At 68.8% G+C, this 26,148-nt stretch carries 18 protein-coding genes; 6 read left to right on the top strand and 12 right to left on the bottom strand.

What is annotated here, in order from left to right:
• The first annotated feature begins 18 nt into the window (after positions 1–18).
• Positions 19–1,563, top strand: a complete 1,545-nt coding sequence (locus OG538_RS04385; protein WP_406090320.1) for an alpha/beta fold hydrolase — start codon at positions 19–21, stop codon at positions 1,561–1,563.
• Between the two features lie 149 nt (positions 1,564–1,712).
• On the opposite strand, the gene OG538_RS04380 is transcribed toward OG538_RS04385, so the two are convergent.
• Both OG538_RS04380 and OG538_RS04375 read right to left on the bottom strand, forming a co-directional pair.
• A complete protein-coding gene (locus OG538_RS04380) occupies positions 1,713–2,249 on the bottom strand; it encodes a hypothetical protein (RefSeq protein ID WP_406090318.1) in 537 nt (178 codons plus the stop codon).
• Positions 2,250–2,290: 41 nt separating this feature from the next.
• A complete protein-coding gene (locus OG538_RS04375) occupies positions 2,291–10,942 on the bottom strand; it encodes a DNRLRE domain-containing protein (RefSeq protein ID WP_406099978.1) in 8,652 nt (2,883 codons plus the stop codon).
• Positions 10,943–11,344: 402 nt separating this feature from the next.
• Here OG538_RS04375 and OG538_RS04370 point away from each other — a divergent pair, with 402 nt between their 5' ends.
• From OG538_RS04370 to lepB, 3 genes are all read left to right on the top strand, one after another.
• Positions 11,345–11,890: a hypothetical protein gene (locus tag OG538_RS04370; protein WP_406090316.1), complete on the top strand. Its 546-nt coding sequence runs from the start codon at positions 11,345–11,347 to the stop codon at positions 11,888–11,890.
• A 226-nt stretch (positions 11,891–12,116) separates the two neighbouring features.
• Positions 12,117–13,049 carry a L,D-transpeptidase gene (locus OG538_RS04365; protein ID WP_406090314.1) on the top strand — a complete coding sequence of 311 codons (933 nt, stop codon included), beginning with the start codon at positions 12,117–12,119 and terminating at the stop codon, positions 13,047–13,049.
• Positions 13,050–13,080: 31 nt separating this feature from the next.
• On the top strand, positions 13,081–13,722 hold the full coding sequence (gene lepB, locus OG538_RS04360; protein WP_406090312.1) for a signal peptidase I: 642 nt from the start codon (positions 13,081–13,083) through the stop codon (positions 13,720–13,722).
• Here lepB and OG538_RS04355 read toward each other — a convergent pair.
• The 6 genes from OG538_RS04355 to OG538_RS04330 all read right to left on the bottom strand — a co-directional run bounded on the left by OG538_RS04355 (position 13,710) and on the right by OG538_RS04330 (position 19,057).
• Positions 13,710–14,444, bottom strand: coding sequence for a hypothetical protein (locus OG538_RS04355; RefSeq protein ID WP_406090310.1), 735 nt, complete (start codon positions 14,442–14,444; stop codon positions 13,710–13,712). The two genes, lepB and OG538_RS04355, sit on opposite strands and share 13 nt — an antisense overlap.
• Positions 14,441–15,070, bottom strand: coding sequence for an RNA polymerase sigma factor (locus OG538_RS04350; RefSeq protein WP_406090308.1), 630 nt, complete (start codon positions 15,068–15,070; stop codon positions 14,441–14,443). The genes OG538_RS04355 and OG538_RS04350 overlap by 4 nt, the downstream gene beginning before the upstream one ends.
• Positions 15,071–15,188: 118 nt before the next feature.
• Complete coding sequence (locus OG538_RS04345) at positions 15,189–15,548, bottom strand: hypothetical protein (RefSeq protein WP_406090306.1); 360 nt, start codon at positions 15,546–15,548, stop codon at positions 15,189–15,191.
• Positions 15,549–15,834: 286 nt separating this feature from the next.
• Positions 15,835–16,719 (bottom strand): universal stress protein, encoded by an 885-nt coding sequence (locus OG538_RS04340; protein ID WP_406090304.1) that lies wholly within the window; start codon positions 16,717–16,719, stop codon positions 15,835–15,837.
• Positions 16,720–16,993: 274 nt separating this feature from the next.
• Positions 16,994–17,644 (bottom strand): CBS domain-containing protein, encoded by a 651-nt coding sequence (locus OG538_RS04335; protein WP_406090303.1) that lies wholly within the window; start codon positions 17,642–17,644, stop codon positions 16,994–16,996.
• A gap of 63 nt (positions 17,645–17,707) precedes the next feature.
• Positions 17,708–19,057 carry an MBL fold metallo-hydrolase RNA specificity domain-containing protein gene (locus OG538_RS04330; protein WP_406090301.1) on the bottom strand — a complete coding sequence of 450 codons (1,350 nt, stop codon included), beginning with the start codon at positions 19,055–19,057 and terminating at the stop codon, positions 17,708–17,710.
• A 459-nt stretch (positions 19,058–19,516) separates the two neighbouring features.
• Between OG538_RS04330 and OG538_RS04325 the strand changes: the two genes are divergently transcribed.
• Complete coding sequence (locus tag OG538_RS04325; protein ID WP_406090299.1) at positions 19,517–20,377, top strand: universal stress protein; 861 nt, start codon at positions 19,517–19,519, stop codon at positions 20,375–20,377.
• A gap of 260 nt (positions 20,378–20,637) precedes the next feature.
• Positions 20,638–22,371 carry a GAF domain-containing protein gene (locus OG538_RS04320; protein ID WP_406090297.1) on the top strand — a complete coding sequence of 578 codons (1,734 nt, stop codon included), beginning with the start codon at positions 20,638–20,640 and terminating at the stop codon, positions 22,369–22,371.
• A 15-nt stretch (positions 22,372–22,386) separates the two neighbouring features.
• Here the strand turns inward: OG538_RS04320 and OG538_RS04315 are convergent, their stop codons facing one another.
• From OG538_RS04315 to OG538_RS04300, 4 genes are all read right to left on the bottom strand, one after another.
• A complete protein-coding gene (locus OG538_RS04315) occupies positions 22,387–23,079 on the bottom strand; it encodes a response regulator (protein ID WP_406090295.1) in 693 nt (230 codons plus the stop codon).
• 366 nt (positions 23,080–23,445) lie between these two features.
• On the bottom strand, positions 23,446–24,213 hold the full coding sequence (locus OG538_RS04310; RefSeq protein ID WP_406090293.1) for an FAD:protein FMN transferase: 768 nt from the start codon (positions 24,211–24,213) through the stop codon (positions 23,446–23,448).
• A complete protein-coding gene (locus OG538_RS04305) occupies positions 24,206–24,643 on the bottom strand; it encodes an FMN-binding protein (protein ID WP_406090291.1) in 438 nt (145 codons plus the stop codon). The genes OG538_RS04310 and OG538_RS04305 overlap by 8 nt, the downstream gene beginning before the upstream one ends.
• 9 nt (positions 24,644–24,652) lie before the next feature.
• Positions 24,653–26,014 (bottom strand): ferric reductase-like transmembrane domain-containing protein, encoded by a 1,362-nt coding sequence (locus OG538_RS04300; protein WP_406090289.1) that lies wholly within the window; start codon positions 26,012–26,014, stop codon positions 24,653–24,655.
• Positions 26,015–26,148: the final 134 nt, after the last annotated feature.

Genomic DNA, 26,148 nt, shown 5'->3' with positions numbered 1-26,148 from the left:
ATCGCGGAGGAGAGGGTCATGACCGAATTCATCCTGGTGTCCGGCATGTTCACCGGCACACACGTATGGGACGACACCGCTGCGGCCCTGGCCTCGGCGGGCGCCGGGGTGCATCGGGCGGCGCTCACCGGCCTCGGCGCGGCAGGCGGTGGCGTGAGCGACGCCGTCGACGCCTTCGCCGCAGTCGACCTGGAGACGCACATCGAGGATGTGCTCGCGCTGATCGACTCGGTGAGCGCGGAGGCCGGACCGGATCAGGAGATCGTCCTGGTCGGCCACGACTACGGGACCTACCCGGTGCTGGGCGCCGCCGACCGCCGCGCGGGGCGCGTCGGCCGGATCGTCTGCCTGGACACGGGGCCGGGCCAGGACGGAGTGCCGGCGCTGGCCGTCGTCGCGGACCCGTCCGCGCGCGCGGAAGTGGTCGAGCGTGCCGGTGCGGAGGGGGCCGACCCGCGCCTGGCCGCCCCGGCCCGCGACGAATGGCAGCGGTGGGGCAGCACTGTCGGCATCCCCGAATCGGCGCTGGACCGGCTCACCGAACGTGCCTCGCCCCAGCCACTGGGTACGCTGCTCCAGCCGCTGCGACTGAGTGGTGAGGTGGCCGCGCTGCCCGTCACCGGGGTGCTGTGCCAAGCGAACGGCTCAAGCATCGAGTTGGTACAGCAGCGCGTGGACTTCGGTGACCCCGCCCTCCTGCCGCTGGCCGATCCTCGGGTGTCGTTCTTCGAACTCCCCACCGGTCACTGGCCGATGCTGTCACTCCCGGCCGAACTCGCCGACATCCTGCTGCGGGCTGCGGCAGGCGAGGGACACCACCTGGCGGCCCCCAGCTCCGCGGAGCCGCCGGCGCACCTGAGGCCGTTCCTGCTGGACGTACCGGAGTCCCCGTGCGAACGGGCCGGAAACGTCGATCTGTACGTACCGGACGCGCAGGGGCCCCGCCCGGCGCTGGTGTTCGTGCACGGTGGCCCGGTGCCCGCCGGTGTCCTGCCGACGCCGCGCGACTGGCCTGTCCTGCAGGGGTACGCGCGGTACGCGGCCGCGGAGGGGGCGGTCGGTGTGACCCTCGACCACCGTCTGCACGACATGGCCGACTACCCGCGCGCCGCTGCCGACGTGGCGGCCGCGGTGGAGCTGGTCCGGGCCGATCCCCGGGTGGACGCGGACCGGATCGCGCTCTGGTTCTTCTCGGGCGGCAGTCTGATCTCGGCTGACTGGCTGAGGCAGCCGCCAGCCTGGCTCCGCTGCCTGGCGGCCTCCTACCCGGTCCTGGTCCCGCTGCCCGGCTGGGGGCCGGTGGACGGCCGGTTCCGTCCGGCGGAAGCGGTGTCGGGCGCGGGCACCCTGCCTGTCGTGATCACGCGCGTGGGGCGCGAGTCGCCGGGGATCGCCGCCACCGTGGAGGAGTTCCTGGACGCGTCCGCGAAGCACGGGGCGGACGTGGAGGTGGTCGACGTACCGAACGGCCGCCATGCCTTCGAAACCCTCGACCCGACGGAGGAGTCGCGTGAGGCGGTGCGCCGGGCGATGCGCTCGGTGCTGAGTCATCTGTCGGCCTGAGCCGCACGCCGCTACTCCCGCACGCCGACGGTATCCGAGCGGGCCGAAGTCCCGTCCGGGGCAGTCGTAGAGGCGACGCATGCATCACGGCCCGCCCGGGTCGAAACGGGCGGGCCGTGATGCCGAACGGGCCGGTCTGCGGTGCAGGATCAAAGTGCCCGGAAATAGGGCGAGGGGATCGACGTGGCTACACCGAAGGGTGCGAATTCCGTCTCCGTGAGAACGCGGTAGATGAATTCTGAGGCCGACATGTCGAAACGCTGGAATGGTTCCAGCGGGTCTACTCGGGCGATCACCGGCCATGTGGCCGGGTCTTCCGATGTGTCGGCCAGCCAGTAGAACTCCTCCTCGATGAAGGAATAGCCCCACTGCACAAGACCGGTTCCCGGTTTGTCCTCGTTCGCACCGAGAAGGCCGGTGGGTTCGAACATCCGCCGGTTGTCCGGGTTCGTCGACACCGACTTGAGCAGTGTCGCGTGAGTGGTGCGCACCGACTCCGAATCCTCGTTCGCCTCAAGGACCAGGAGATGGTCGCTGAAGGCCCCCCAGGGTGCGAAGCGGCGACGCAGTTCCTTGAAATCATCGGGGAGAGGGGTGCCCAGGAATTCCTCGGTTCCGGACCAGTCGGGATCGCCGGTTTCGCCATCCCAGCCCGTGGCCGTCACCAGGCGTTCGACCCATTCCATGTGCACCCCTCCACGCGATCTACTTACTGACTACGCCTTGGTCAGGGCCTGTTCCAGATCGTCTGATCGACAATTCTGGCCCCGGTGGACGTATAGGCCGTCATGGTAACACCGAGCGGAATGGGATTGCTGTCGCTGCCCCACACCGGCACGGAGGAGTAATAGACGGTATTTCCTGCGGCGATGGAGTCCGCGATCTTCTGCTCCTGTGTCGACATCTCCGGTGAATTCGCGGTGCGATACAGCGGGACCAAATTGCGCCGGTCCGTGCCGCTTCCTCCGAGTTGACGGGCGAGAAGGTGCCCGCGGTTCATCTGGGGCTTGTTCCCCAGCTTGAATCCGGGCGGGGCGTTCTCGAAGAACCCCGGTGTGGACGGAGGCCAGGGCGCGTTGCTGCCCATGATCTCCGTGTCCGGAGTGTTCAGCATCGTGTTGCCCTCCTTGTCCGTGTAGTTGAAGCCACCGGCAGTGAGGCACGCGTAGGCACCCTGGGCCCTGCCCTGCTTGTCGAGCGGCGCGTAGTACGTCATGCTCTGGCCGGCCGCGCAGTCGTCACGGGTGAACGGGAACAGGGTGTCGGCCGGCTGCCACTCCTTCGCGGAGTCCGGCTTGAGGAGCAGTCCCTTGTTGTAGTCCGGGGAGTCCCCGGGGTCCGACTCGACGCCGTTGGGCGCGGTGGGGGTGTTCCACCCAATGCCGTTGAGGAACACCTCGACCGCGGTGAACACGCCCTTGGGCGCCTTCGTGGCGACCTTCGCGCCGCCCGAGAAGAAGTTCTTGATCGGGTCGAGCCAGTCGTGGCCGTCGAGTTCGGTCCGGCTCACCGGATTGCCGCCGGTGAAGGCGTACCGGTTGCCCGTGTACGGGTCCGCGCCGAGACTCATGTCGGCGAGGGCACCGTTGTACATGTCACGGGTGGTGAACCGGTTGAGCCCCGGGCTGTAGTCGCGGAAGCCCATGTCGTACGTACCGGACTGGGCGTCCCAGCGCTTGGCGTTGTAGCGGTACGGGTTGTACTCCTCCTTCGTGGGGTCGGCCGCGTCGGGCTTGTCGATACCGGTGAACTCGGCGTCGTCGTTGTTGCCGTAGGCGGTGTAGCCGTACGTCGCCTTCGAATCACCGTTCTCGTCGGTCAGGGTCTCGACGTCGGTACGGCTGTTGTAGCCGTAGTAGCCGTCTTCGGACGTGCCGTCGTCGTTGTGCTTGATCTGCGACAGACGCTCGCCCCAGGGGCTGTACTGGTACGACTTGGTCAGGTCGCTGCCGACCTTCTCGTCCAGCACCTCGTTGGACAGGCCGAGGTAGTCGAAATCGGTCGTCTTGCCGTCCGACGTCTTGGACGAGGTGCGGTCGAGCGGGTCGAAGACGTACGTGGTGGACTTCAGCGTCCCCGTGGCGTCGGCCTTCTGGGACTCCACGACGTGGTCGAACCCGTCGTACACCTTCCGGTCGATGACCTTGCCACCGCTGGTGGTGGATTGCTGACGGCCGAACGGGTCGTAGGTGTAGTTCGCCGTGCTTCCGTCGCTGCTCGCGGTGAGCAGCCGGTTGCGGTCGTACTCGTAGGCGGTGGTGACGCCCTTGACGGTCTGGCTGATGACGTTGGCGTTGTCGTCGTGGACGTACGTCTCGGTGCCGGCCCCGGTGCCCGTCTTGACCGACTTGGCGAGCCGGTCCACGGGATCGTAGGTGTAGTCCGTGGTCGACGACAGGTATGCCGAGCGGTTGTCGGCGTTCATCTTCTTCGCGAGGTCCTGCGCCTTGTTGCCGTCGGCGTCATAGGCGTAGGTGTGCGAGGAGACGAGGGTGCCGTTGGGCTTGTTCTCCGTGGTGGTCTTCGGCGCGGCGTCGTCGTAGTACGTGTAGTCGACGGTGTTGCCGTTGCCCTTGGTCTCCTTCAGCTTGAGGCCGCGGTCGGTGTACGTGTACGAGGTGACCTTCGGATCGGCGTCCGCGGCCGTCTTGCCGACCGTTACCGTCCTGACCAGTTCCCGCAGGTCGTAGCTGTACTTGGAGTACTGGTCGGGGTGGGTGACCGTGTCGGCCTGGCCGTTGGCGTCGTACGTGTACGTCGTGGACTTCTTGTCCTGCCCGGCGAGTGTCTCGGTGACCTTCGCGACCTGGTTCAGTCCCGTGTAGGAGACCGTGTAGGCGTCGATCTTCGCCGTGGACGACGTGTCGTCGATCTTGGTCAGGTTGCCGTTGAGGTCGTAGGTGTAGGCGTAGTCGTGCTTCTCGGCGTCGGTTTCGCCGGCGGTGCTGCGCACCAGCTTGACGCCGTCCGCGACGACGGTCCCGGCACTGTTCTGATCCAGCTTGAGCTTGGCGTCCTCACCCTGCTTGAGAGTGTAGGTGCCGAGCCCCACCCAGGTGCCGGTGCTCGCGTTCTGGTCCTTGGTGACGGCCGGTTCGGTGGTCGTGCCGTGGGTGAGCGTGTACTTCGCCGCGGTGGCGGCTCCGGTCACCTTCGGGTACTTCACGTACGCGGTGTAGCTGCCGTCCCTGGGTATGTTCAGCGTCCAGGTGTAGGCGTCGGTGCCCGCGCCGGCCGCGTGGGTGCGGTGGTCGTAGCCCTGCTGCCCGGTGGCGTCCGCCGGCGTCCAGGTGCCGGTGGAGGAAGTGTTCTGGGTGTCGGAGTTGTCGACCAGGACGACTGCCTGGCCGACCGGAACGCCGTCGTCCGCCCGGTTCTTCAGTGACCCGTCAGGGTAGTACGACCAGGTCATGGTGCGGTTGGCCGAGCCGTCCGCCGCCGAGATGGTGCGAGTGGCCTGCTTGCCCAGCTTGTCGTAGTCGAAGTCGGTGACGATCGACCACGGGTCGGTGGACTTCTTCACCCAGCCGTTGTCGAAGTAGTCCTGCGTGGTGTCGTTGCGGACGCTCTCGCCTTCGGACGGTGGCATCGACGTCTTGGAGACGCGGCCCACGGCGTCGTAGTCCGTGCGCGTGTAGACGTTCGGGTCGTTGTAGCGGCTGTCGGCCGGATCGTAGGGCTGGTACTGCTTGACCGGCCGGTTCAGAGCGTCGTACTCGGTGCGGGAGACGAAGTCGTCGGCCGCGGCAGTGGCGGTGCCGCGCGGTGTGGTCACCCTGGTCGCGTTGCCGACCTGGTCGTACTCGTACTTCGTCGACCGTGTCCTGGTGCCGTCGTAGGGCGCCTTGACCTCGGTCTTCTTGCCACGCTCGTCATAGGTGACGGTGGTGGTCCGGTTCTCCTTGTCCGTCGTGGTGAGGGGCAGCCCGTCCTTGTCGAAGGTCTGCTTGGTGAACTTCCCGGCCGCGTCGGTGACCTGGACGACTCGGTGGTTGAGGTCGTAGTCCTTCTTGGTGGTGTAGTCCGTGGTGTCCGCGGTCGCGTTCTTCTTCGGGTCGACGACCGTGGTGACGTTGCCGACGTTGTCGTAGACGTACGAGACCTTGTCACCGGCCGCGTTGACCGCCGACGCCAGCTGGTAGATCTCGTCGTAGTAGTTGGTGGCGATGTAGTCGGTGGCGTCCGACGTGGTGGCCGTGCCCTTGGGCTCGGTCGTCGTCTTCAGGTTGCCGACCTTGTCGTACGTGTACGTCGAGGTGCGCGGACTCGTGTTGTTGTTCGCCGGCGCGGTCGCCGACTTGATCTGGTCCGCGCTGTCGTACACCGCGGTCGACACGGCTCCGTCCGGCGCGGTGGTCTTCGTGGTGTTGTCGTTGGCGTCGTACACGGGCGCCGGAGCCGTGATCAGCTCGCCCGCGGCCTGGTCCTTGGGAACCGTGCTGACCAGCGGACGGCCGTAGACGTCATAGGTCTGCGTGGTCTTCTTGCCCAGTGCGTCGGTGACCTCGGTGACCTGGCCGCGCTCGTCGTAGACGTACGTCGTCGCCTTGTTCAGAGCGTCGGTCATGGTCTTCGGATAGCCGGTCGGTCCGAAGTCGCTGTTCGTCGAGGCATGCCCGTTGGCATCCGTCGTCCCGGTCATCTGACCGTAGGCGTCGTACGCGTACGCGGTCGTGTAGTCCCCGGCCGTCGCCGTGGCGACGCCCTTCGGGTCAGTGACCGTCTTCAGGTTGCCGAACGAGTCGCAGCCGAACTGCCACTTGCGCCCCTCGGGCGACGTCTTCGTGAACAGGTCGGCCGAGAAACCGTCGAGGCGTGTCTGGTACGTGTACTGCTGCGAGTCCGCCGGATAGGTGCCCGGCGCGCAGTCCGAGGACGGCGGGACGCCTGCCTTGTTGCTCTCCGGATTGCGCGACCACAGCGGGAAGCCCGTCTTCTGGTCGAAGCAGTAGGCGGACTTGGCGCCGTTCGCCTCCTCCAGGTACACGACGTTGTTGTCGGCGTCCCACGCCATCTTGGTGGCCTGCGACTTGGCGTTCGTCGTCTGCACCGGGCGTCCGAAGTCATCCGTCACGAACTTCGTCGCGTGGGACTCGGCGTCCGTCACTGTCGCGTCGGTGAACTTCGCGTTCGTCGCGTTCACCGCGTACGCGAAGCCCGTGTCACCGGCGACGCGGTCGGTGATGGTCTTCGTCCACCAGTGGTAGTGCGGGTCGTCGCCGGTCGAGGGCGCGTAGTACGACATCGACGTCGAGTTGCCGCGCGGGTCGGTGGCCTTGACCAGCTTGACGTTCTTGTTGCCCTGCGTGGCGTCGTAGGTGAAGGCGAAGACCTTCGGCTGCGCCGAGCCGTCACCGTCCACGAACTGGCCCAGCAGGCCCTTGTCCGTGTAGTAGAAGGAGACCTTGCGGCCCGAGATGTCCGTCATGGACTTCACGTGGTCGTAGATCTTGGAGTTGCTGAGCTTCGTGTCGGTGACCTTGGCGCCCGTGTCGTCGATGTAGTCGTACGACGCGTCGCCCTTCTTGTAGTAGTCGACCGTCAACGACTGCCGGGACGCCGGGTCCGTGATGTAGGTGAGGAACTTCGTCGGCTTGTTGTTGGACTTGCGCTCCTCGTACGTGTACGTCTGCGTGTTGCCGTTCTTGTCGACCGCGGACGTCATGTAGCCGTCGCAGCCGAACAGGAAGCGCGTGCCGTCGGGGCGCGTCAGCGTCCACGCGTCGGGGATCGGGTCCTTGTTCGGGGTGCAGTCCAGGCCCGACTTCATCGTGACCTTGTAGTGAACGCCCGCAGGGGCCTTCCATGTGCCGTCCGGCTGCTTGCGGAAGACATGCGTGGTGCCGTCCCCGTCGGGGAGGCGGATCTCCGTCGGGTTCGGGTTGGGGTGGAAGTCCAGCGGGGCGCCGAGCCGGACCGGCCCTGCCGCCTGCGCCGACCAGCCCGCGCCGGACACCGTGTCGGAGGTGTCGAGGGAGTTGTACGAGAACCGTGCGAACGTGGTGAGGCCGCGGCCCGGGTTCGTGAAGGCGTTGTACGACCAGACGGAGTTGCCCGCCGCCAGGTTGTTCATCACCGTAGAGCCGGCGCCGGTGTTCTTGCCCGTGTAGGAGTAGAACTTCTCCAGGCCGAGCGCGTTGGACGTGGGGTCCTCCACCGCCACGTTCTGCTTCAGCGAGGGGATGCCGCCGGTTCCGGCGGACAGCCAGGTGCTGTCGGAGACCTTCTGGATGTCCCAGCCCAGGACGTACTCGGTGCGCTTGTTGCCCGAGTCGGAGTTGATCGGCGTCGTGACCTGGGCCTTGACCGTCGCGGATGCTGCCGGGGCGAGGGCCGGGATGGCGGTCTTGACCTGGTTGCCGCCGGTGGTGACGTCGGTGCCGTCGGGGAGCTTCCAGGTGTACGAGAGCACCCGCTCACCTGCCGCCCACGCCGCGTTGGTGGTGTTGGTGACCGTCATGTCCACCGTGTAGGTGGAGTTCGGTGTCATGCGGGCCGGTGTCTGCGGTGCGTAGTACGTGTTCTCCGTGGTGGCGTCCACGTAGATGACGCGCAGCAGCGGGCCGAGCTGCTGGTCGTCGCCCTCCGAGGAGAGGAACAGGGTGCGTTCCTGCGGCCCGGTGGTGGTCTCGTCCTTGAGCTTGACCAGGGCGCCCTTGTTGCTGGTGGGTGTCTTGACCCAGCCCTGGGTGAGGGAGGTGGCGTCCCACCAGTGGCGGCCGACCTCCTCGACCTGTGCGACGGTGTCGGAGACGGTTCCGGAGAAGTCACCGCCCGGCGCGGTCCACGCGGTGCCGGTCGCGGCACTGTTCCACGTCGATGTCGTCTCCGCGAAGTCCTTGGTCAGACCGTGCAGTTCGTAGATCGCACCGTCGGTGTCCGTGGTGGTCTCCGCGCCCCACATGTACAGCTTCGACTCAAGGACGGTGGCCGTCGTCGGGATGGAAGCCGTGGGGAACTTCAGGGCGGTGCGGGTCTTTCCGTAGGTGCCGGAGTTGTTGCCGACGCTGAGCCAATTCTGGCCCACACCGAAGGACTGGATGGTGTCCTGGTTGGTGGTGGGCTGCTGGGAGGAGAGCGTGGTGTCGGTGACGCCGCCGGCCGTGCCCTGGACCAGCTTCATGGTGCGGCCGGACTTGGGAACGCCGACCACGCGGGTGGGCGACCCGATGAGCGAGCCGTCCTTCGTCTTGACCGCGATCTGGTAGTAGTACGTGCGGCTGATCTCCTCAGCCGAGGTCGGGGGTGTCGGCGTGGCGGTGGTGTCGGTGTAGGCGGTGGCTGCCTTGTCCACCGGGGCGACCAGGGTCGCGGCGGACGGGGTGAACACCTGCTGCGTGGAGCGGTGCAGCTGGTACTCGACGATGTCCTGGCCACTGTCGCCGGACTTGTTCGCGTACGCCGACCAGTTCAGCTCGGGGCCGGTGTCGTGGACGACCGTCGGCGAGTCCAGCGTGGAGCCGATCTTGCCGTAGGTGATGGTGAGCCGCGGGAAGCTTGCCGTCTCGTCGCCGTACGTGGAGCCGTCGCCGGCCTCGTAGCGGGGGCCGCCGGTGAGGGTGGCCGCGGCGGTGTCGTCCTTGGCCTGGAGCACGAAGCCGTGGTTGACGGCGGTGCCCGAGAGCCACTTCTGGACGGTGTCGGTCACCGGGAACTTGTGCCACGCGTTGTACTCGCCGGTGTTCTTGACGATCTGGGCCGGGTTCACCAGCCGGATGGAGTCGGCGATGTTGCGCGTGGTGGAGCTGCCCGTGTCACCCAGGACCACCTTGCCGGTGTTGCCGCGGGCGAAGTAGTACTGCGTGGTGCTGACCGGCTTCCACGCTGCCGCGGTGCCGGTCTGGTTGACCGTGCCGGTCGCGGTGCCGTCGCGGTGGCTGATCGTGTACGGGGCCGCGGTCGCCGCGTCGGACGCGGGCGGGAAGTGCGCCTCGACCTGGTAGGACGCGGTCTCGGGGATCTGCGGCTGCCACGCGTACGTCTCGCCGGTGGCGGCGTTCTTGTTGTACGCGTAGTCGTCGCCGGTGGCCGCACCGCCGGTCGTGGCGGCCTTGGGCCACTCGCCGACCGCGGCCGTGCCGGCGTCACCGTCGTCGATCTGGTACGTGGTGCCCGACAACTCGCCCGAAAGGGCGCTGGTGTTGGACCAGGTCGCCGTCGACTCGTCCCAGGCACCCGTCGCCCGGTGCGCCTCTATGGTGACATCGTTGGCGTTGGTGGTGTGCGTCTGGTCGTAGTACATCTCCAGACGCGCCGTGTCGATCTTCGTCCCGGTCGGGATCTCGCTGATCGGGAACTTGATCAGCGAGCGGGAGATGCCCGTGTCGGTCTTGCCCGCGGACAGCTTCCAGGTGTTGTTGAAGTTCGCCGAGGGCTGGTCGGACAGGACCATCGTGTCCTGCGACTGCGCCGCCGACGGCGTGATGGTGATCGTCGGGTCGATCGTGACCGGGTACTGGCGCCTGCCCGACGCCAGCCACTTCGCGTCCGGCGTGATGACGATCTTCCAGTCGTCGCCGTCCCGCACCAGCTTCTGGCCGACCCGTGCGCTGTAGGCGAGCCCGTACGGGGAGGAGGCGTCCTTGCGGGTGTCCGTCATGTACGCGGCCGGGATCGTCATCACCGGCGTGTTCGGCAGCTCGCCGAACAGCGCGATCGACCCGTCCTTGCGGGCCTTCGGGGTCAGGCCACCCGCGTCCAGGGTGAAGGTGTACGACACCGGCCCGGTGGGTGCCCGGGACAGGAGGATGTTCTCCTTCACATGGCCCGGCCCCACCTGGTACTGCAGATCCGCGCCGCCCGCGGCCACGTCCTTGTACGTGACCGTGGAGCCCTTCGCCGCAGGGCTCACCGACTTCGATGCCGCACCCTCAAGGCCGAGGGTGACAGCGGGCCCGTCCTGGCCGGCCTGGAACTTCAGCAGCTTCCCGGGATCGGACCCGAACCAGCTGCGCGCCGAATTGGACGTGTTGGAGAAATCGAATCCCCCGGCATCCGTGGCGGATACACCGGTGTCGATCAGCTTCCAGGACTTCGTCTTTCCCTTGCCGGCGTCGTAGCCGGTCGGAACCGCCGAAACCTCGGCCTGAACACGGCCGTCCGACAACTCCCAGAACCGCGCGTGCTCGGTACGCCGCGACGTCAGTTCCTTGACGCGGCGGGCCGAGGCGGATTCCTTCCCCTTCGGCAGTTTCTCACGGCTGGGGATCGCCAGCTTTCCACCCGCCGACGGCTGCGACGCACCCTCCCCGTCGTCCTCGGAGAACCAGCCCTTGATGGTGTCGACGACACCCTTGCCATCGTCCTGACCAGCGGATGAAGCCGGTGCCGCATAGGCGAGCTGGGGTAGCCCCGTACTCACCACTGCGGCGACGGCCATGCAGGAGACGAGTCTCCCGTAGCGGACTTTCACGTCCTGATTCCCTTTCCATTACGGCGCTCCGCGCCCCGCGCGCGCGAAAGGCTGGGCAGGAGGGGAAATGCGGACACGCCGAACCTCCGATCGGCTCGGGCCGACCGGATGCATGATTGAGCCCTCCTGTGAACAGGGCGTTCACCCGGGCGAGTTGCCGCTCGGCGGAGGTGGGTGATGTCTAGTCACCGGAATGCGCGGACGTCAAGCCAAGGAACAATGCGGACAGTTGACCCCGGATTCCGGGGGTGATTCGCCCGCTATTTCCTTCCAGTGGTATTGCGGGCTGCGCCTGGGGTATAACCGCCCGGCCCGCGGCTGAGCAATAGCGCGGAGTCGACCAACGCCTCAGGAAAGCCGGGACGCCGCATGCCACCGACCGAAGAGCCAGAGCCCTCAGCGACGGACCGCCCGGCGCCGGCTCCCGCACCTGCGGAGGCTGAGCCCCCGCAATCCGAGAGCGCGGCCGGCCGACGCGTCGACCGGCGCGGCATCGCCGTCGGGGCCCTGCTCCTCGCCGCGTGCGCCGGCCTCGTCCTGTACGGGGTGCTCGACACCGAGGAGCGGAGCGTCGAACCGAAGCGGCCGACGGCTGCGGTGACGTACGAGGTCACCGGTGAGGGGACCGCCGATCTGACCTATCAGGCCCGGAGCGAATCCGGAACGGCCGTGGTGGCCCGCCGGGTCTCCCTGCCGTGGAAGAAGACCGTGCGTGTCCCGCTGGGCAAGTCGCCCATCGTCACCATCACGCTCGACGCCGAGGGCGGACAGGCCCGCTGCGCTCTCGCCGTGCGCGGACGGCACGTCCAGACCGCGACCGCCTACGGCTCCTACGGGCGTGCCACCTGTCAGGGCGCACTGCCGGCCCCCGAGAACACCACGGACGCGGCTGCCCCGGCGCAGGGGGAATCGTGAAGCCGTCCCATCCCCTCCCGCGCCTTGCGTGCCTCGGTGGGGCGGCGACGTCGTGCTGGACCGGGTCGCCCTGACCGCCGGCCAGTCCGCGGGAGAGCGCATCGGCCGCGCCGGCCCGCACAGGTGCCGTGCACACTGCCGCCGTTCCCGCCTCCGGGCGGGCCCGCCGCACCCTCTCACCCGGCCCACCCATGCCCACTGCCGTTCACACACGAAGGAATACACAGTGCAGCCCATTTCGCGTCGGGTCTCCGCCCTGCTGGTCGTGGCAAGTGCGGTGGTGCTCACGGCATCATGCGGACAGCAGGGGCAGGCCGAGTCGGTCGGCGAAGCCACCCCCGGCCCCGCGAAGCAGCTGCCCACCGGCAAGTCGCCCTCCCCGAGCCCGTCGTCAGCGGCTTCGGCCACGGCATCCCCGTCCGCGTCCGCGTCCGCGTCCCCGTCCGCGTCCCCGTCCGCGTCCACCGCCACGAAGGCATCCCCGGAATCGACCGGGCCGGTCGCCGCCACGCGACGGACGACAGCAGCAGCCGGGACGGGCGAGACGAAGACCGCAGCACCTGCGGCACCGTCGTTTCCCGTTCCCGTGAGCGTGGGCAACTCCACCCAGATCATCACGGTGAAGGCGAGTGGGTCGTACGCCACGGTCACGGCCTGGGCCAAGGGTGCATCCGGCTGGAAGGCCGCGATCTCGGCCGGCGGGCGCGTCGGTTCGAACGGCGTCACCGACGGCGCGACCCGCAGGCAGAGCACGTACACGACTCCTGCCGGCACTTACACCATCACCGAAGGATTCGGTGTCGAGAGCGGCGGCACGAGCATGCCCTACACGCGGGTCAACTCCTCCCACTGGTGGGTGGAGGACCCCGAGTCGGCGTACTACAACTCGATGCACTCCGCAGCCGGGGCCGACTTCCCTCTCGTGGAGACCGGAGATCGAGGCAGCGAGCACCTCGTCAACTACCCGGCCCAGTACGCAAAGGCACTGGTCATCAATTTCAACCGCTGGCCCGCCACCCCAGGACGCGGGGCCGGGATCTTCCTCCACGTCAACGGGAGCGGTGCGACGGCGGGTTGCGTCTCGGTACCGCGCGCCACGATGGACAGGATCATGGCCTGGATCCAGCCCGGAGCCCATCCTCGCATCGCCATCGGCTGACGCGTCGGCCCAGCACACTGACGGAGAGATCATGACTGAAGTCCAACGCCCGCGCGGCGGCCGCCGGCTGCTGATCACGGGGATACTCCTGGCGGCCCTGGGGGCCCTCACAGCCGTCGGGGCGCTCTGGACCGTTCTGAGTTCCTACACGGTGGTCACAGCCGGAGGCGCAATGGAACCCACGTACCGCGAGGGCGCCCGCGTATCGGTCGAGCGATCCAGTGGCGACGACGTGAGGAGAGGGGACGTCGTGCTCTTCGGTGTCCCGGACCGCTACAACGGCATGCCGGTCCTGCAGCGCGTCATCGGACTCGGTGGCGACCGCGTCGCCTTCGCCGACGGGGTTCTGACCATCAACGGAACGCCGGTGGACGAGCCCTACGTGAAGGAGACGGATTCCCGGTTCGACACAGCACCCTACGACGTGAAGGTACCGGCCGGACGCATGTTCCTCCTGGGCGACAACCGGGGGAACTCGAACGACTCGCGGTACTTCCTGAGCGAGAGCTCCGGCACCGTTCCCGCCACCGCCGTCCAGGGCCGCGCACTCAAGAGCGGCGGCGCCCCGGTCAAGCTCGGGCTGGCGGTGGTGCTCGGAGTGCTGGTCACCCTCGGTGGCGGCGTCTGCGTTCTGGCCGGTCGGCGGAGCCGCCGGGCCGGCTACGCACGCTGACCGGCGCCGGGGGTGTGCTCCGGGCTCCCGCCGCGTGAGGGAGAAGCCGCCGGACGGTCCTTCGACGGCCCCGCCGCAGGCGCCCCCGCCGACTTCCCGGGCGCCGAAGGAGCAGCGTCGTCCGCACCTGACGACGTGGCACAGTAGGCGTCCACCGCGTCGTCTCCGCCCGCGGCCTCCGCCAGCCGCCGGAAGGCCGCGCCTTGGTGCTTGCCGTTCCCCCGGGTCCACGCGTGGCACAGCGCGACACGGTTGCCCGGTGCCGGATCGTGCGAGGTGGCCGGCCCCGAGGGCGTGGGCGACTCCGGGGTCGTGGGTGCCGGTGACGGGGTGGCCCCGCCCGGCCCCGCACCGGTGCTGCCGGGAGTGCGCGGGGCATGAACCCCAGGCGGAGGCCCAGGGCTTTCGGCCGGGGCGAGTGGATGCGGGAGCAGACCCGTGCCGGCGGCCAGTGCCACCCCGCCCAAGGTCACGGCGAGGAGAGCTCCGAGTGCCATCCGCAGCGAAACACGCGTGGGAAACCTGCGGTGGACCGGACGCCAGTCGCCGCGCCGTCGGCGTCCGAGCGAGCCCGTGCCCGTGGCCGCGTTGCCCGCCTCACGGAAGGCCGCGAGGGCCCGCTCGACATCCGCCGGTCCGACCTTGCCTCGCAGAGCATCCGCGAGCGCCTCGATCTCGGGTGTGACGAGTGCCGGATTCGTCTCTTCCGCCTTGCGACTCATGTCTCATCCTTCACAACGCCCCGCGCCGCATCTGCCACACCCTCCGGGCCGCCGCCCGAAAGCAACTGCTCCGCCAGGCGCTTCAACCCGCGATGAGCGGCCGTCCGCACCGCGCCCGGCCGCTTGCCCAGCACTCGCGCCGCGGCAGGTCCGTCCAGCCCCACCACCACCCGCAGCAGAACAGCCTCCGCCTGGTCGGGCGGGAGCTTGCGGAGCTGTCCCAGTGCCCACTGCGTCGACAACGACTCCAGCGCAGCATCCACCGTGTCACCCCGCCCGGGCAGTTCCAGGACGTCCTGCTCGATCAGAGACGTACGAGGCCTTCGCTTCTGCTTGCGAAGGTGGTCCAGGGCCCGGTGGCGCGCGATGGTGGCCGTCCAGCCGCGGAACCCCGTGCCATCGCCGCGGAATCGCCCCAGGTCCCGGGTGATCTCCAGCCAGGCGTCCGATGCGACGTCCTCCGCGTCGTCCCCGACGAGCCCGCGCACGTATCCGAGGAGCCCCGGGTGGACGAGCCGGTACGCCGTTGCGAATCCGTCCTCATCCCCCTGCTGAGCCAGCGATACAGCCATCCCGAGCTCTACGTCGTACGCCTGTGTACGACCCCGGTCCCCGCCCCTGCCCACACGTGCCTCTTCGATCGTCCAGCGTGCTCCCCCTCGTCCTTCTGCGTCCTGACACACAGAAATGTCACAGCAAGCGGAAGCTTCGCGTCAACGGCCGCTCCCTGAACGGGATGTGCGCTCACCGCGCGGCCTTCATCGGTACGCGGCCATGGAGCAGCAAGTACATCTGCTGCACGGACTCCTCCTGACCGGCCACGAACCGATTGGCCACCTTCCCGATCGGGTTCCACACCCGCCCGTCAGGCATCCGGACACCCACGATCTGACCGAAGAGTTCCTGCTGGCCCCGGTCGAAATCCACCCACTGCGCGCCGGCCCTCCGGACGAACACCTCGCCCGCATAGGCCCCGAGCCAGAACAGCTCACGTGCCACGTTCCGCTGCTCCGGCCCCGCACCGCGAAGCCCATCGGTGATGCGGTCCACCACACGGAGGCTCGCCACCGAGTAGTCCAGGGGCAACCGGTTCCGAGCTGTCACCCGCCGTACGAACTCAGCCACCCCTACGCGCATCTCACCCGCAGCCAAGAGACGCCTCTGTTCCTCACCCGAACCCACCGCAGCCCCCAGCTGTCATCTCCGGGAGCCTCGGTCGGGCGCCCGGGGAACCCCTTTCGGTCCCTCCCCCAACCAAGCGAAACCGTGTTCGTAAACGTCACTGCGACGACCGGCGTCCGCAGGACGGGGACCTGCGGATACCCGGCGGGGAGGGGGCGGCGATCAGCCGAGCTCGGAGCACGCCGAGCCGGCCCTGTTCCGCCGGTGCTCACTCGTGCGGGACGACGGCGACCGGTGTGCCGCTGTGATGGATCGCGGCCTGGGCGACGTGGCCGAGGCGGGATCCCGCGAGCCCGCCCCGGCTGCGGCGTCCGACCACGAGGAGGGCGGCACCCCGGGAAGCGTGGATCAGTTCAGCCGCCGCCGGGCCGGTTACCGCCTTCTCCGTTACCGTGACCTCCGGGAACCTGGACCGCCAGGGCCGGAGCATGTCTGCCAGCCCCTCAGCGACACGCTGTTCGAGTTCGATGCCGATGCCCGGGTCCATGATCGCGGCGTATCCGTACGCGGCCGGCAGGGACCAGCTGTGTACGACCCTGAGATCGTTGCCCGTGCGTGAGGCCTCGCCGAATGCGAAGGCGATGAGCGGGTCGCACGGATGACGGATGTCCAGCCCGAGAAGTATGTCCGAGTCCGCAGTGCCGATCGTTTCAGTCGGCGAGCGAGGCTCCGTGGCGCCTTCCGCTCGTACGAGGACCACCGGTTGGCGCGAGGTGGCGACCACCGGGAGGGAGATCGAGCCTGCGAGGAAACCGGCCGCCCTGCCGAGTGCTCGTGACCCCAGCACCATCACCTCGGCATCGTTCGCGGCGCTGGTGAGTTCATCGGCCGCTCGCCCGGGCTTCGCAGCGGTCGTGACCTCAAGGCCGGGATGGTCGCTGCGGACCCGGTCCGCGGCGTCGCGCAGCAGGCTCTCGGTGTGGTCGGCCTCCGCCCGGGCAAAGTCCCGTGGCGTCTCGGGGCTGATCGGCGCCTCTTCCACATGCAGAAGGAGCAGTGGCACGTTCCGTAGCGCGGCCTCCCGAGCGGCCCATCGCGCTGCCGCAGCACTTTCGGGCGAGCCGTCCACTCCGACGGTGACGTGACGAGTCATGACAGGGCCTCCTTGGACCAGGTTCCGGATGAGGAACCACGTATCCAGCCTTGCGGGGTGCTTTCGGCAGCGGGAGGGCCGACAGGTGTCGATCGGGGCCGAAGGGCCCTCCTCGTTTGTTGCCGCTCGGTGCAACGGTGGTCGAGTAGCCCCGGGCAACGCCCGGGGAGGAGCCTTGACCAGCGATGTTCCCGGCCGCCCGGAACTCGGGGCCGTTGTCGTCGGCATCGACGCGTCCCCGCAGGCACGGGCAGCCGGCCAGCGGTGAGCCGCTTCAGGCAGATTCGGCAACGGTGAGTTCGCACCGGACGTCCACGACGCCCTCAACCGCTTGCGCCAGCCGGGCGGCCACCGGTATCAGGGTCCCGTCGTGTACCTCGCCGGACAGGGTCACGACGCCGTCGGTGACCTCCACCCGTGCGTGGGCCGACTGCAGGGGGAAGAGTCGCTCGATGACCTGATGCCGAATGTCGTCGGCGAGTTCGGAATCCGGCCTGAGGAACACCTTCAGCAGGTCGGACCTGCTCACGATGCCCGCCAGCACGCCCATGTCGACGACCGGGAGGCGTTTGATGCGGTGGGTGGCCATGAGGCGTGCGGCCTGTGGCAGAAGCGTGTCGGGGGAGACGGTGACGGCCGGACTGGTCATCAGGTCTCCGGCACACAGCGAGCCCGCCTTCCCCGTGTCTCCCAGGCGGTGCATCTGCTCGATGAGACCGGGACCCCTCTCGTGGAACTCTTCCTTGGGGAGCAGGTCGGCTTCCGAGACCACCCCGATGACACGATGGTCCTTCTCGAGAACGGGGAGGGCGGTGACCTTCCACCGGGCCATGGCTTCGACGATCTCCTTGAACCCGGCGCCTGGTGCGACCGCCACGACCTTCTTCGTCATGACGTCGGCGACGTTGTAGGGGCGTGTGGTCATGGCTTCGTCCTCAGGGGGAGCCGATGGTTCGACTTGTGGTGAGCCGTGGGCGAGGGCGGTTCGTCATCGGATCAGAACCGCCTCACCGGAGCGGGGGACGACGGCGGTCCAGCCCAGCTCGTGGTCGATACGGGCGCGCAGCTCCGCTGATGCCGCCTCCTCGCCGTGAACGAGGTAAGTGGTGTGCGGGGGTGGTGCGTCGCGCAGCCAGTCGAGAATCTGGCCGGCGTCGGCGTGCGCGGAGAAGTGCGGCACGTCGGCCACTTCGGCGCGTACGGGAACGTATTCACCGAACATCTTGAGGGCGCGAGCACCGTCCACCAGGTCTCTGGCACGGGTTCCGGCGGCGGCGAAGCCCACGATGACCACACTGTTGCGGGGATCGGGCAGTAGCCGGTGCAGATGGTGCAGGACACGGCCGCCCGTGGCCATGCCTGCCGAGGAGACGATGACACACGGGCCCCGTGACCTGTTGATGGCGATGGACTCCTGCACCGTCCGGGCGGCCAGGAAGGGTTCCGGGCTCAGCGCTTTCGACCCCTGGTCGAGGACCTCGGGCCGCAACTCGGGGGAACGACCGCGCAGCGCGTCCCGATACACGTCCAGGCCGGCCAGTGCCATGGGGCTGTCGACGTAGATCGGCACGGATCCCGGCAGCACGCCGTTGCTCCGCAGTCCGGCCAGTTCGTGCAGGACGACCTCCGTGCGGTCGATCGCGAAGGCGGGAATGACGACGGTTCCTCCCCGGGAAACCGTGCGCGCGATCACCGAGGCGAAGGCGGACCTGCCGCCCTCCTGGTCATGGCGGCGGTCACCGTAGGTGGACTCCACCAGCAGCACGTCGGCACCCGAGAACGGCTCCGGCGGCAGGAGCAGGGGGTGCCCGGGCCGGCCTAGGTCGCCGGACAGGGCCACGCTGTGTCCGTCCTCCATGGTGAGGTGTGCCCACGCGGCGCCGAGGATGTGACCCGCGCGGTGCAGGGTCACGCGGATACCGGCCTCGATCTCGGTCTCGTCGGCGACAGGTATGGGGTCGAAGTAGGTCAGGGTCTTCTCCACGTCGGCGGCGTCGTACAAGGGTTCCGCCGGGTGGTGCTTCGACCAGCCGTGCTCGTTCGCGTGTCCGGCGGCTTCCATCTGGAGGCGGGCGCTGTCACGCAGGACGATCTCCGCGAGACGGGCGCTGTCGGCACTCATGAGAATCGGTCCCCGGAATCCCTGCCGGACCAGCCGTGGCAGATAGCCACAGTGGTCCAGGTGCGCATGGGTGACGACCACGGCGTGGATGTCGCCCGCGTCCCGGGCGAACTTCTCCCAGTTGCGCCGTCGCAGGTCCGCGAAACCCTGGAAGAGGCCGCAGTCGACGAGTATGCGGGAGCGGTCGCCCTCGATCAGAAACTTGCTTCCGGTCACGGTTCCCACTCCGCCCAGGAAGGTGAGCAGCGCAGGCCGGGGGCCGGTTCGGACGGGTCGAGGAGTCGCTACGGACATGGGCACCCCTTGACTTGAATGGGCTCTTCCACCATCTCACCTGGCCAAGGAAGCCGGATGGGCCCGCCAGGGACCTTCCTGTGGACCGACCGGCCCATGCAGCCCACCGGGGCCCGGGGCGAAACGGTCCCGGCGCGGGCCGACCGGTCCGGTCCGCACCGCCTTGCGGTCCGGACCGCCGCCGCGAGGGGACCTTTGGGCCCCGTCTTGCCCCGGGAGGCCCCTGACCGGCGCGGCCTGCGATGGCAGCCTGAGATCACGTGCGTGCCTTGGCGCCCGCACCAACCGGACCGGACCACGAGGCACCGGCTTTGCCCCTCGGCTCACACACCGCTCAGCCGGACTCGGCGCCCGCTCCGAACCGGACATGGGGAGCCTGTCATGAGCAGCAACGTGGATGGCCGTCAGATCGTCGTCGGTATCGACCCCGTGAAGGACTGGCACCTGGCTCTGGCGTGGGCCGTGGACGAGGCCCGTCGCCGCCGGTCGACGCTGCGGCTCGTCGTTGTGGTGCCGCCCCAGCACGACGCCCAGCACGTGGACGACACCCCTCATCAGATGGAACTCGAACGGGCCGGTGCGGATGCGCTGGCGGCGGCGGACGCGTGGTCGCACGCCCGGTGGCCGGACGTGGCGACAACGGCTTCGCTTCTGGGCGGACGCCCGGGGCCGGCACTGGCGCATCTGTCGAAGAACGCGCGCATGGTGGTGCTCGGCTCGCGGCACCTGAACCGTGCCGAGGAGTTCCTCAGCGCCGGCTCTCTCGCTGTCCCCGTTGCCGCGCAGGCGCACTGCCCGGTCGTCGTCGTCGGCGACGCGGAGCACCGCACCCAGGAGCCGCAGTATCTGGTGGTGGGGGTGGACGGGAGCGAGTCCTCGAAGGAAGCCTTGACCTTCGCGTTCGAGGAGGCCGACCTGCGCGGCTGCGCACTGCGTGCCCTCGCAGTGTGGCAGCCCCAGGTCTTCTCACTCCGCAGGGGCGATGAGCACCTTCAGGCCGAGCGCCGCCTGTTGTCCGAGACCGTGGCCGGCTGGGCGGAGAAGTACCCGGATGTCCGGCTGCACCACGAGGTGCTGACCGGATCGCCCGTTGAGGTTCTGGCAGACGCTGCCGAGCATGCCCTGGCCGTGGTGGTCGGACGCAGGGGGCAAGGCGGCTACAGCGGCATGCGCGTCGGCTCCGTCGTTCACGGTCTGCTGCACCGAGCGCATTGCCCAGTGATCACGGTCCCCGCCGCGTGAAGCGATCGTGGAGACTCCGGCGAGAACGGAACGGGTCCAGGTTTGACGGTTGCGCGGGCCGGCCCAGCCGGAATCCGCCCGGCGCCCAGCCAGTCCTGCACATGGTCAAGGACCCACCATGCACACACCGGGAGGCCCAGATGCGTCACACGGAGTGACGGGAACGGCGCTTCGAGATGAGCCGAGTAACGGCCGGGCTTAAGTTGGGAGCACGCGCGGATCTGCGCTGTACGGCGTCGTCGTGTCCTCGGAGGTATGCCATGGGCCGGGACGACCCCGAGGACCGGGCGGCGACGATTCCGCGCCTGAGACTCGACGAGCTGCTGGAGGAGCTCCAGGGCCGCCTCGACGAGGTCCGGGGGACGAGGGATCGCCTGAACGGGCTGCTCGAAGCCGTCATGTCGGTGGGCCGGGAGCTGGACCTTCCGCAGGTTCTGCGCGGGATCGTCGAGGCTGCTGTCACGCTGGTGGACGCCACGTACGGGGCCCTGGGTGTCATCGGGAGCGACGAGAAGCTGGCCGAGTTCCTGCCCATCGGAATCAGTGACGACGTGCGCGAGCAGATCGGCGACCTCCCCTCGGGACACGGAATCCTCGGTGAGCTGATCCGTCATCCCGTACCGCTGAGGCTGACCGAACTTGCGGAGCACCCGGCGTCGTACGGCTTCCCGCCCCATCACCCGCCCATGCACTCATTCCTCGGCGTGCCCGTTCGAGTCCGCGACGAGGTCTTCGGGAACCTCTATCTCACCGAGAAGCGGGGAGCGTCGGACTTCGACGACGAGGACGAGGCCGTCGTGGCCACCCTGGCCGTGGCAGCCGGGATCGCCATCGAGAACGCCCGTCTCTACGATGAGGGCCGCCGCAGACAACGCTGGCTGGCGGCGACCTCCGACCTCACCAGCGCGTTGCTGTCCGGTTCCACCGAGTCCGAGGTGCTCGAAGGAATGCTGGAACGCGCCGTGGACATCGCCGGGGCCGATCTGGGCGCCTTCTACCTCGTCGGGCCCAACGGGGAGCTGACCGGCTCTCTCGCCCTGGGGGAAGGGGCCGAGGCCCATCGAGGCGTCGTACTGCCGAGCAGCCGGGGGACTCTCGCCGCTGCCGCACTGGGAGAGAACGGCCTCGTCACGGTGGCAGACGTCGGGACCGACGCCCGGGTCACGACGCAACCGGAGCGGTGGGACGGTTTCGGGCCGGCGGTGGCAGTCAGCGTAGGGACCAAGGAGAACCTGAGCGGCGTCCTGGTCCTGGCTCGACGTCACGGCATGCCGTCGTTCGCCGGTGCGGAAGTCGCCGCGCTGCCGAGTTTCGCCGGGCAGGCCGCCCTGGCACTCGAACTGGCCGGCCGCCGAAGAGACGCTGAACAAATGCGCATCCTGGAGGATCGGGACCGGATTGCGCGTGATCTGCACGACCTGGCGATCCAGCGGCTGTTCGCGACGGGGATGACGCTGCAGAGTGCGCGCCCGTTCGTCGAGCACCCCGAGGCCGTCGAGCGGCTGAACCGCGCCATCGACGATCTCGATGCGACTATCAAGATCATCCGCACCACTATTTTCGGTCTCCGGGAGCACGGGACGCCGGGCGAGACCCCCAAACTCAGATCCAGGGTTCTCCAGGTGGTGGACAACGCCACACCCGCACTGGGCTTCGCCGCAGCCCTGCGCATGGAGGGCCTGATCGACACGGACGTCCCTGACGAGGTGGCCGATCAGGTGATCGCGGTCATCGGGGAGGCACTGAGCAACGTCGCCCGCCATGCGCGGGCGCATCAGGTGGAGGCAGCGGTGGTCGCCGACGCCGGCCTGCTGGTGGTGACCGTGACCGATGACGGGGTCGGTATGCCGAAAGCAGGCCCCCGCAGCGGCCTGAGGAATCTGGCAGAGCGGGCGGAGCGACTGGGCGGGACCCTTTCCGTCACCGCATGCCCCAGCCCTCGCGGCGGAACCGTACTCGAATGGAAAGTACCGCTGCTCCCGGGAAATGACTGAACCGCGCAGGACAGGTCACTTCTCCTGCTCCATGTGCTCCCGCACCTCCGCGGCGATGACGGCCGCCTGTACACGGCGCTGCACCCCGAGCTTCCCGAGAAGCCGGGAGATGTGGTTCTTGACCGTCTTCTCGGACAAGTACAGGCGCTTGGCGATCTGGCGGTTGGTGAGGCCCTTGCCGATCAGCTCGAGAACGGAACGCTCCCGCTCGGACAGCACCGAGAGCCTCTCGTCCTCCGGGGGGCTGCCCGCTTCGGGACCGCGCACCGAGTGCAGGAGCCGCGCGGTGGTCGCGGGATCCAGCATCGACTGGCCTTTCGCCACCGTCCGCACGGCCGCCACCAGGTCCGAACCGTTGATCTGCTTGAGCACGTACCCGGCGGCGCCCGCCATGATCGCATCGAGCAGGGCGTCCTCGTCGTCGAAGGACGTCAGCATCAGACAGGCCAGGTCAGGCATGCGCGACCGCAGTTCCCGGCACACGGTGATGCCGTCACCGTCGGACAGTCTCACGTCGAGAACGGCGACATCCGGCCTGAGCGCGGGGCCGCGGGCCAGTGCCTGGCCGGCGGTGGCCGCCTCGCCGACCACGTCCATGCCGGGCTCGGCGTCCAGGAGATCACGGAGCCCTCGACGCACCACTTCATGATCGTCGAGCAGGAAGATCCGGATCGGATCGTCTGCTGAGGCAGTCGGGGTGTCGGACATCGTGCGGCCCCTGGCATTCGGTCGGCCCCTCCCGCCAGCATTGTCTCAGGGACGGGAGAGGCGCACCCGGGGAAGCCGGCATGCCACCCCTTGCGGCGGGACGACGGGGCGGTGCTGCAGGGCGTACCTCCTTCACGGCTGTGCCGTACGCGACACCCGGTGGACGGAGAGGCGACGTGGCCGGGCAGGGCATCGGGGCCGGGCTCGGGGCAGAAGGGAGCGCCGACCTCCTGCTGGGATCCGTCAGCCTCCTGGCGGCCGCACGTGCCCACTGTCCGGTCGTCACCGGGGGATACCGGCAGGCACTGGAAGCGCGACGTCGCGCATCCTGCCGAATGCGTGCCGGCCCATCGGCCGAGGTCCGGCTCACGCACCGTATTGACCGAATCCCGACGTCTGCCACGACCGGCCGTCGGGCAGGATCGCCAATGCCTCGTAGCCGCCCAGTGCTTCCAGCCAGTCCCGTGCGTCCCCGCCTCTGGCGAAGGCTGCGGTGGCGTAGGCGTCGGTCATGGTCAGCCTGGGGCCGATGACGGTCAGGGAAGCGAACGCAGCGGCAGGTGCACCGGTGTGCGGGTCGAGGATGTGGGCGCCGCGTTCGGCGGTGCCCGACGTGGCGATCGCCATGGTGCGGCCGGCGGTGATGACGGTTGACAGTTCGCCGGAGTGCAGCGGGTGGGCGATGCCGATGCGCCAGGGGCTGTTCGCGGTTGCCCGGCCGCGGAGCTGGAGGTCACCGCCGCCGTTGACACAGCTGTTGTGCGCGCCTGCCGCATGGAGAACGTGGGATGCGGCTTCGATGGCCCAGCCTTTCACGAGCCCCGAGGGGTCGAGGGTCCCGGCCGGGGTCGTGCTGAACCAGCCGTCGGTGACATGGGCGGCCTGTGCGCAGAGGGCCAGCACTTCGTCGACTTCGGGCGGGCAGTCGCCGACGCGGATTTCGCCGCGGCCCAGGCGGCTGATGTAGCTGTCGGGGCGATAGGTGGAGAACACGGCGTCGACCCGGTGGAGCAGCTGGACGGCCTCCTGGACGGCGTGGCGGATGGCCGGGGTCGGCTCGTCCCGGATGTCGAAGGAGAAGACCGTGCCCATCACGTGCTCGACGTGACGCAGGGCGGGTGCGGTGTCAGACATGGGCCTGGTCCAGGGCGCTCTGCAGGGACTGGATGTAGCCCTGGCTGGTGTAGCTGGCGCCGGAGACGGCGTCGATGTGCGCGCTCTGCGCGCCGATGGCCTCCTGGGTGAGGCGGGGCAGCGCGTACGCGGCGAGCTGCTGGTCGCGGCCGTTGCTGTCCGGGGCCTGAAGAACCTTGACTGCGGTGATCTTTCCCTTGGAGAGGGTTGCCGCGACCTGCACGGTCCCGTACTGGGTGTCGACGGGATCGCCGGTGAACGTGCCGGTGCCGGTGGATGCGCCCGGCGACGTGCCTGTGGAGGTGTGAGGAGACGACGAGGGCGTCGACGGCGAGCTGCCGGCGACCACGGGGAGATGGTGGGGTTTGAGGGAGAGCAGCGCGACGACCAGGGCGCTGATCCCAGTGGTGGCGAGGACGGCTCGGCGCATGTCTGCTCCTCAGAACGCGAAGGACTCGTGGTGGATGCGCCGTGCGGGTACTCCGGCTTCCCGCAGAGCGTTTCGGGCGGCCTGTGTCATGCCGGGCGGGCCGCACAGGTAGACGTCGTGAGAGGCCAGGTCCGGCACCAGAGCGCTGAGGGCCGGGGCGCTGAGGGGGGATGAGTGTCCGGCCGGTTCGTCGACGAGGTAGTGCACGGTGGCCCGTCGGCGTGCGGCTATCGCGTCGATTTCACCGCGCAGGGCGAGGTCGTCGGGCCGGCGGGCCCGGTAGACGAGGGTCACCTGTCCGGGCAGCGTCTCGAAGAGGGCACGCAGGGGCGTGATTCCGACGCCACCGGCCAGGAGCAGGACCTTGGGCGTGCTGCGGCGGTTCGCGGTGAAGGCACCGTAGGGCCCCTCGGCCCAGACCCGGGTGCCCGGTGCCAGGCGCGCCAGGGCGGCGCTGTGCCCGCCCGCGGTCTTGACCGTGATGCGCAGGTGGCGGGGGTGTGCGGGGGCGGAGAGGGAGTAGGGGTTCGCTGTCCACCACAGACCGCGGGTCATGAAGCGCCAGCGCAGGAACTGTCCCGGCACGCCTCCCAGCTCGTCCAGATGCTCACCGGTGAGATGGACCGACACCACTCCCGGTGCCTCGGGGTGTACCGCGGTGACGCGCATCCGGTGGCGCAGTCCGCGCCTGACGGGGACGGCGAACCGGTACCAGGCGAGAAGGGCGGCGACGCCGAGGAACAGCGTGTACCAGGCGATCTGGGCGGGGCGGTTGCCGACGAAATCGGCCCCGTTGGAGAGCTGGTGTCCGAAGGCGAGGAAGACGGCCAGGTAGGTGGCGAAGTGCAGGTAGTGCCAGGTCTCGTAGCTCATCCGGCGGCGGGCCGCGCGGGCCGAGAGGATCCCGGTGACCAGGAAGAGCAGGAACCCTGCCGTGGCTTTGAGGAGGTCGGGGTAGTGCAGGACCAGGGTGGAGGTCTGGCTGACCACGCTGGTGTGGGAGGTCAGGGAGTAGCCCCAGATGATCAGCAGAGTGTGGGCCAGGACCAGGGAAATGGTGCATCGACCGCCCAGGGCGTGCCAGCGGGCGAGCCGGTCGGTGCCGATCGTGTGGTCCAGCAGCGGAATGCGGGCCATCAGGGCGAGAAGTACCGCACAGGCGTAACCGGCCAGGAGTCCCGTGATGCGTCCCGCCCCGGTGAGCCACCCCGCCGGTCCGACCACCGAGCCCGTGTCGCTCCACCACAGGGCCAGCACTCCTGCGGCGCCGGCCCAGATCATCAACGGCGCCAGGAACGGGACGGTGCTGCGGTGTGGAAGCCGGTGGCGCGTCCCGCGGCTCGTCACTGAGGTGGTGAGGGTGCTGGTCATGGGGCTCCTCCGGCAAGGACTTGCTCCGGCGATGGGCGGCCAGCCTCACAGCCCAACCTTTGTGAACCTTCTGAAAACAGCCCCGACGCCTGCCTGGGCGTCGATTCAGAGGAAACTCAGAGACGTCATTCGCC

Origin of the sequence: Streptomyces sp. NBC_01013, from assembly GCF_045162765.1 — a bacterium.
Taxonomy (GTDB): Bacteria; Actinomycetota; Actinomycetes; order Streptomycetales; family Streptomycetaceae; genus Streptomyces.
The sequence above is the reverse complement of the archived record's forward strand: the minus strand, read 5'-3'. Positions and strand labels throughout refer to the sequence as shown.

Bases quoted from the DNA above. Each gene is read 5' to 3' on its own strand.
- OG538_RS04305 (WP_406090291.1), bottom strand. From the start codon at position 24,643: ATGCGCCGAGCCGTCCTCGCCACCACTGGGATCAGCGCCCTGGTCGTC.
- OG538_RS04355 (WP_406090310.1), bottom strand. From the start codon at position 14,444: ATGAGTCGCAAGGCGGAAGAGACGAATCCGGCACTCGTCACACCCGAG.
- lepB (WP_406090312.1), top strand. From the start codon at position 13,081: ATGACTGAAGTCCAACGCCCGCGCGGCGGCCGCCGGCTGCTGATCACG.
- OG538_RS04315 (WP_406090295.1), bottom strand. From the start codon at position 23,079: ATGTCCGACACCCCGACTGCCTCAGCAGACGATCCGATCCGGATCTTC.
- OG538_RS04335 (WP_406090303.1), bottom strand. From the start codon at position 17,644: ATGACCACACGCCCCTACAACGTCGCCGACGTCATGACGAAGAAGGTC.
- OG538_RS04340 (WP_406090304.1), bottom strand. From the start codon at position 16,719: ATGACTCGTCACGTCACCGTCGGAGTGGACGGCTCGCCCGAAAGTGCT.
- OG538_RS04310 (WP_406090293.1), bottom strand. From the start codon at position 24,213: ATGTCTGACACCGCACCCGCCCTGCGTCACGTCGAGCACGTGATGGGC.
- OG538_RS04325 (WP_406090299.1), top strand. From the start codon at position 19,517: ATGAGCAGCAACGTGGATGGCCGTCAGATCGTCGTCGGTATCGACCCC.
- OG538_RS04370 (WP_406090316.1), top strand. From the start codon at position 11,345: ATGCCACCGACCGAAGAGCCAGAGCCCTCAGCGACGGACCGCCCGGCG.
- OG538_RS04300 (WP_406090289.1), bottom strand. From the start codon at position 26,014: ATGACCAGCACCCTCACCACCTCAGTGACGAGCCGCGGGACGCGCCAC.
- OG538_RS04380 (WP_406090318.1), bottom strand. From the start codon at position 2,249: ATGGAATGGGTCGAACGCCTGGTGACGGCCACGGGCTGGGATGGCGAA.
- OG538_RS04320 (WP_406090297.1), top strand. From the start codon at position 20,638: ATGGGCCGGGACGACCCCGAGGACCGGGCGGCGACGATTCCGCGCCTG.
- OG538_RS04385 (WP_406090320.1), top strand. From the start codon at position 19: ATGACCGAATTCATCCTGGTGTCCGGCATGTTCACCGGCACACACGTA.
- OG538_RS04375 (WP_406099978.1), bottom strand. From the start codon at position 10,942: ATGGCCGTCGCCGCAGTGGTGAGTACGGGGCTACCCCAGCTCGCCTAT.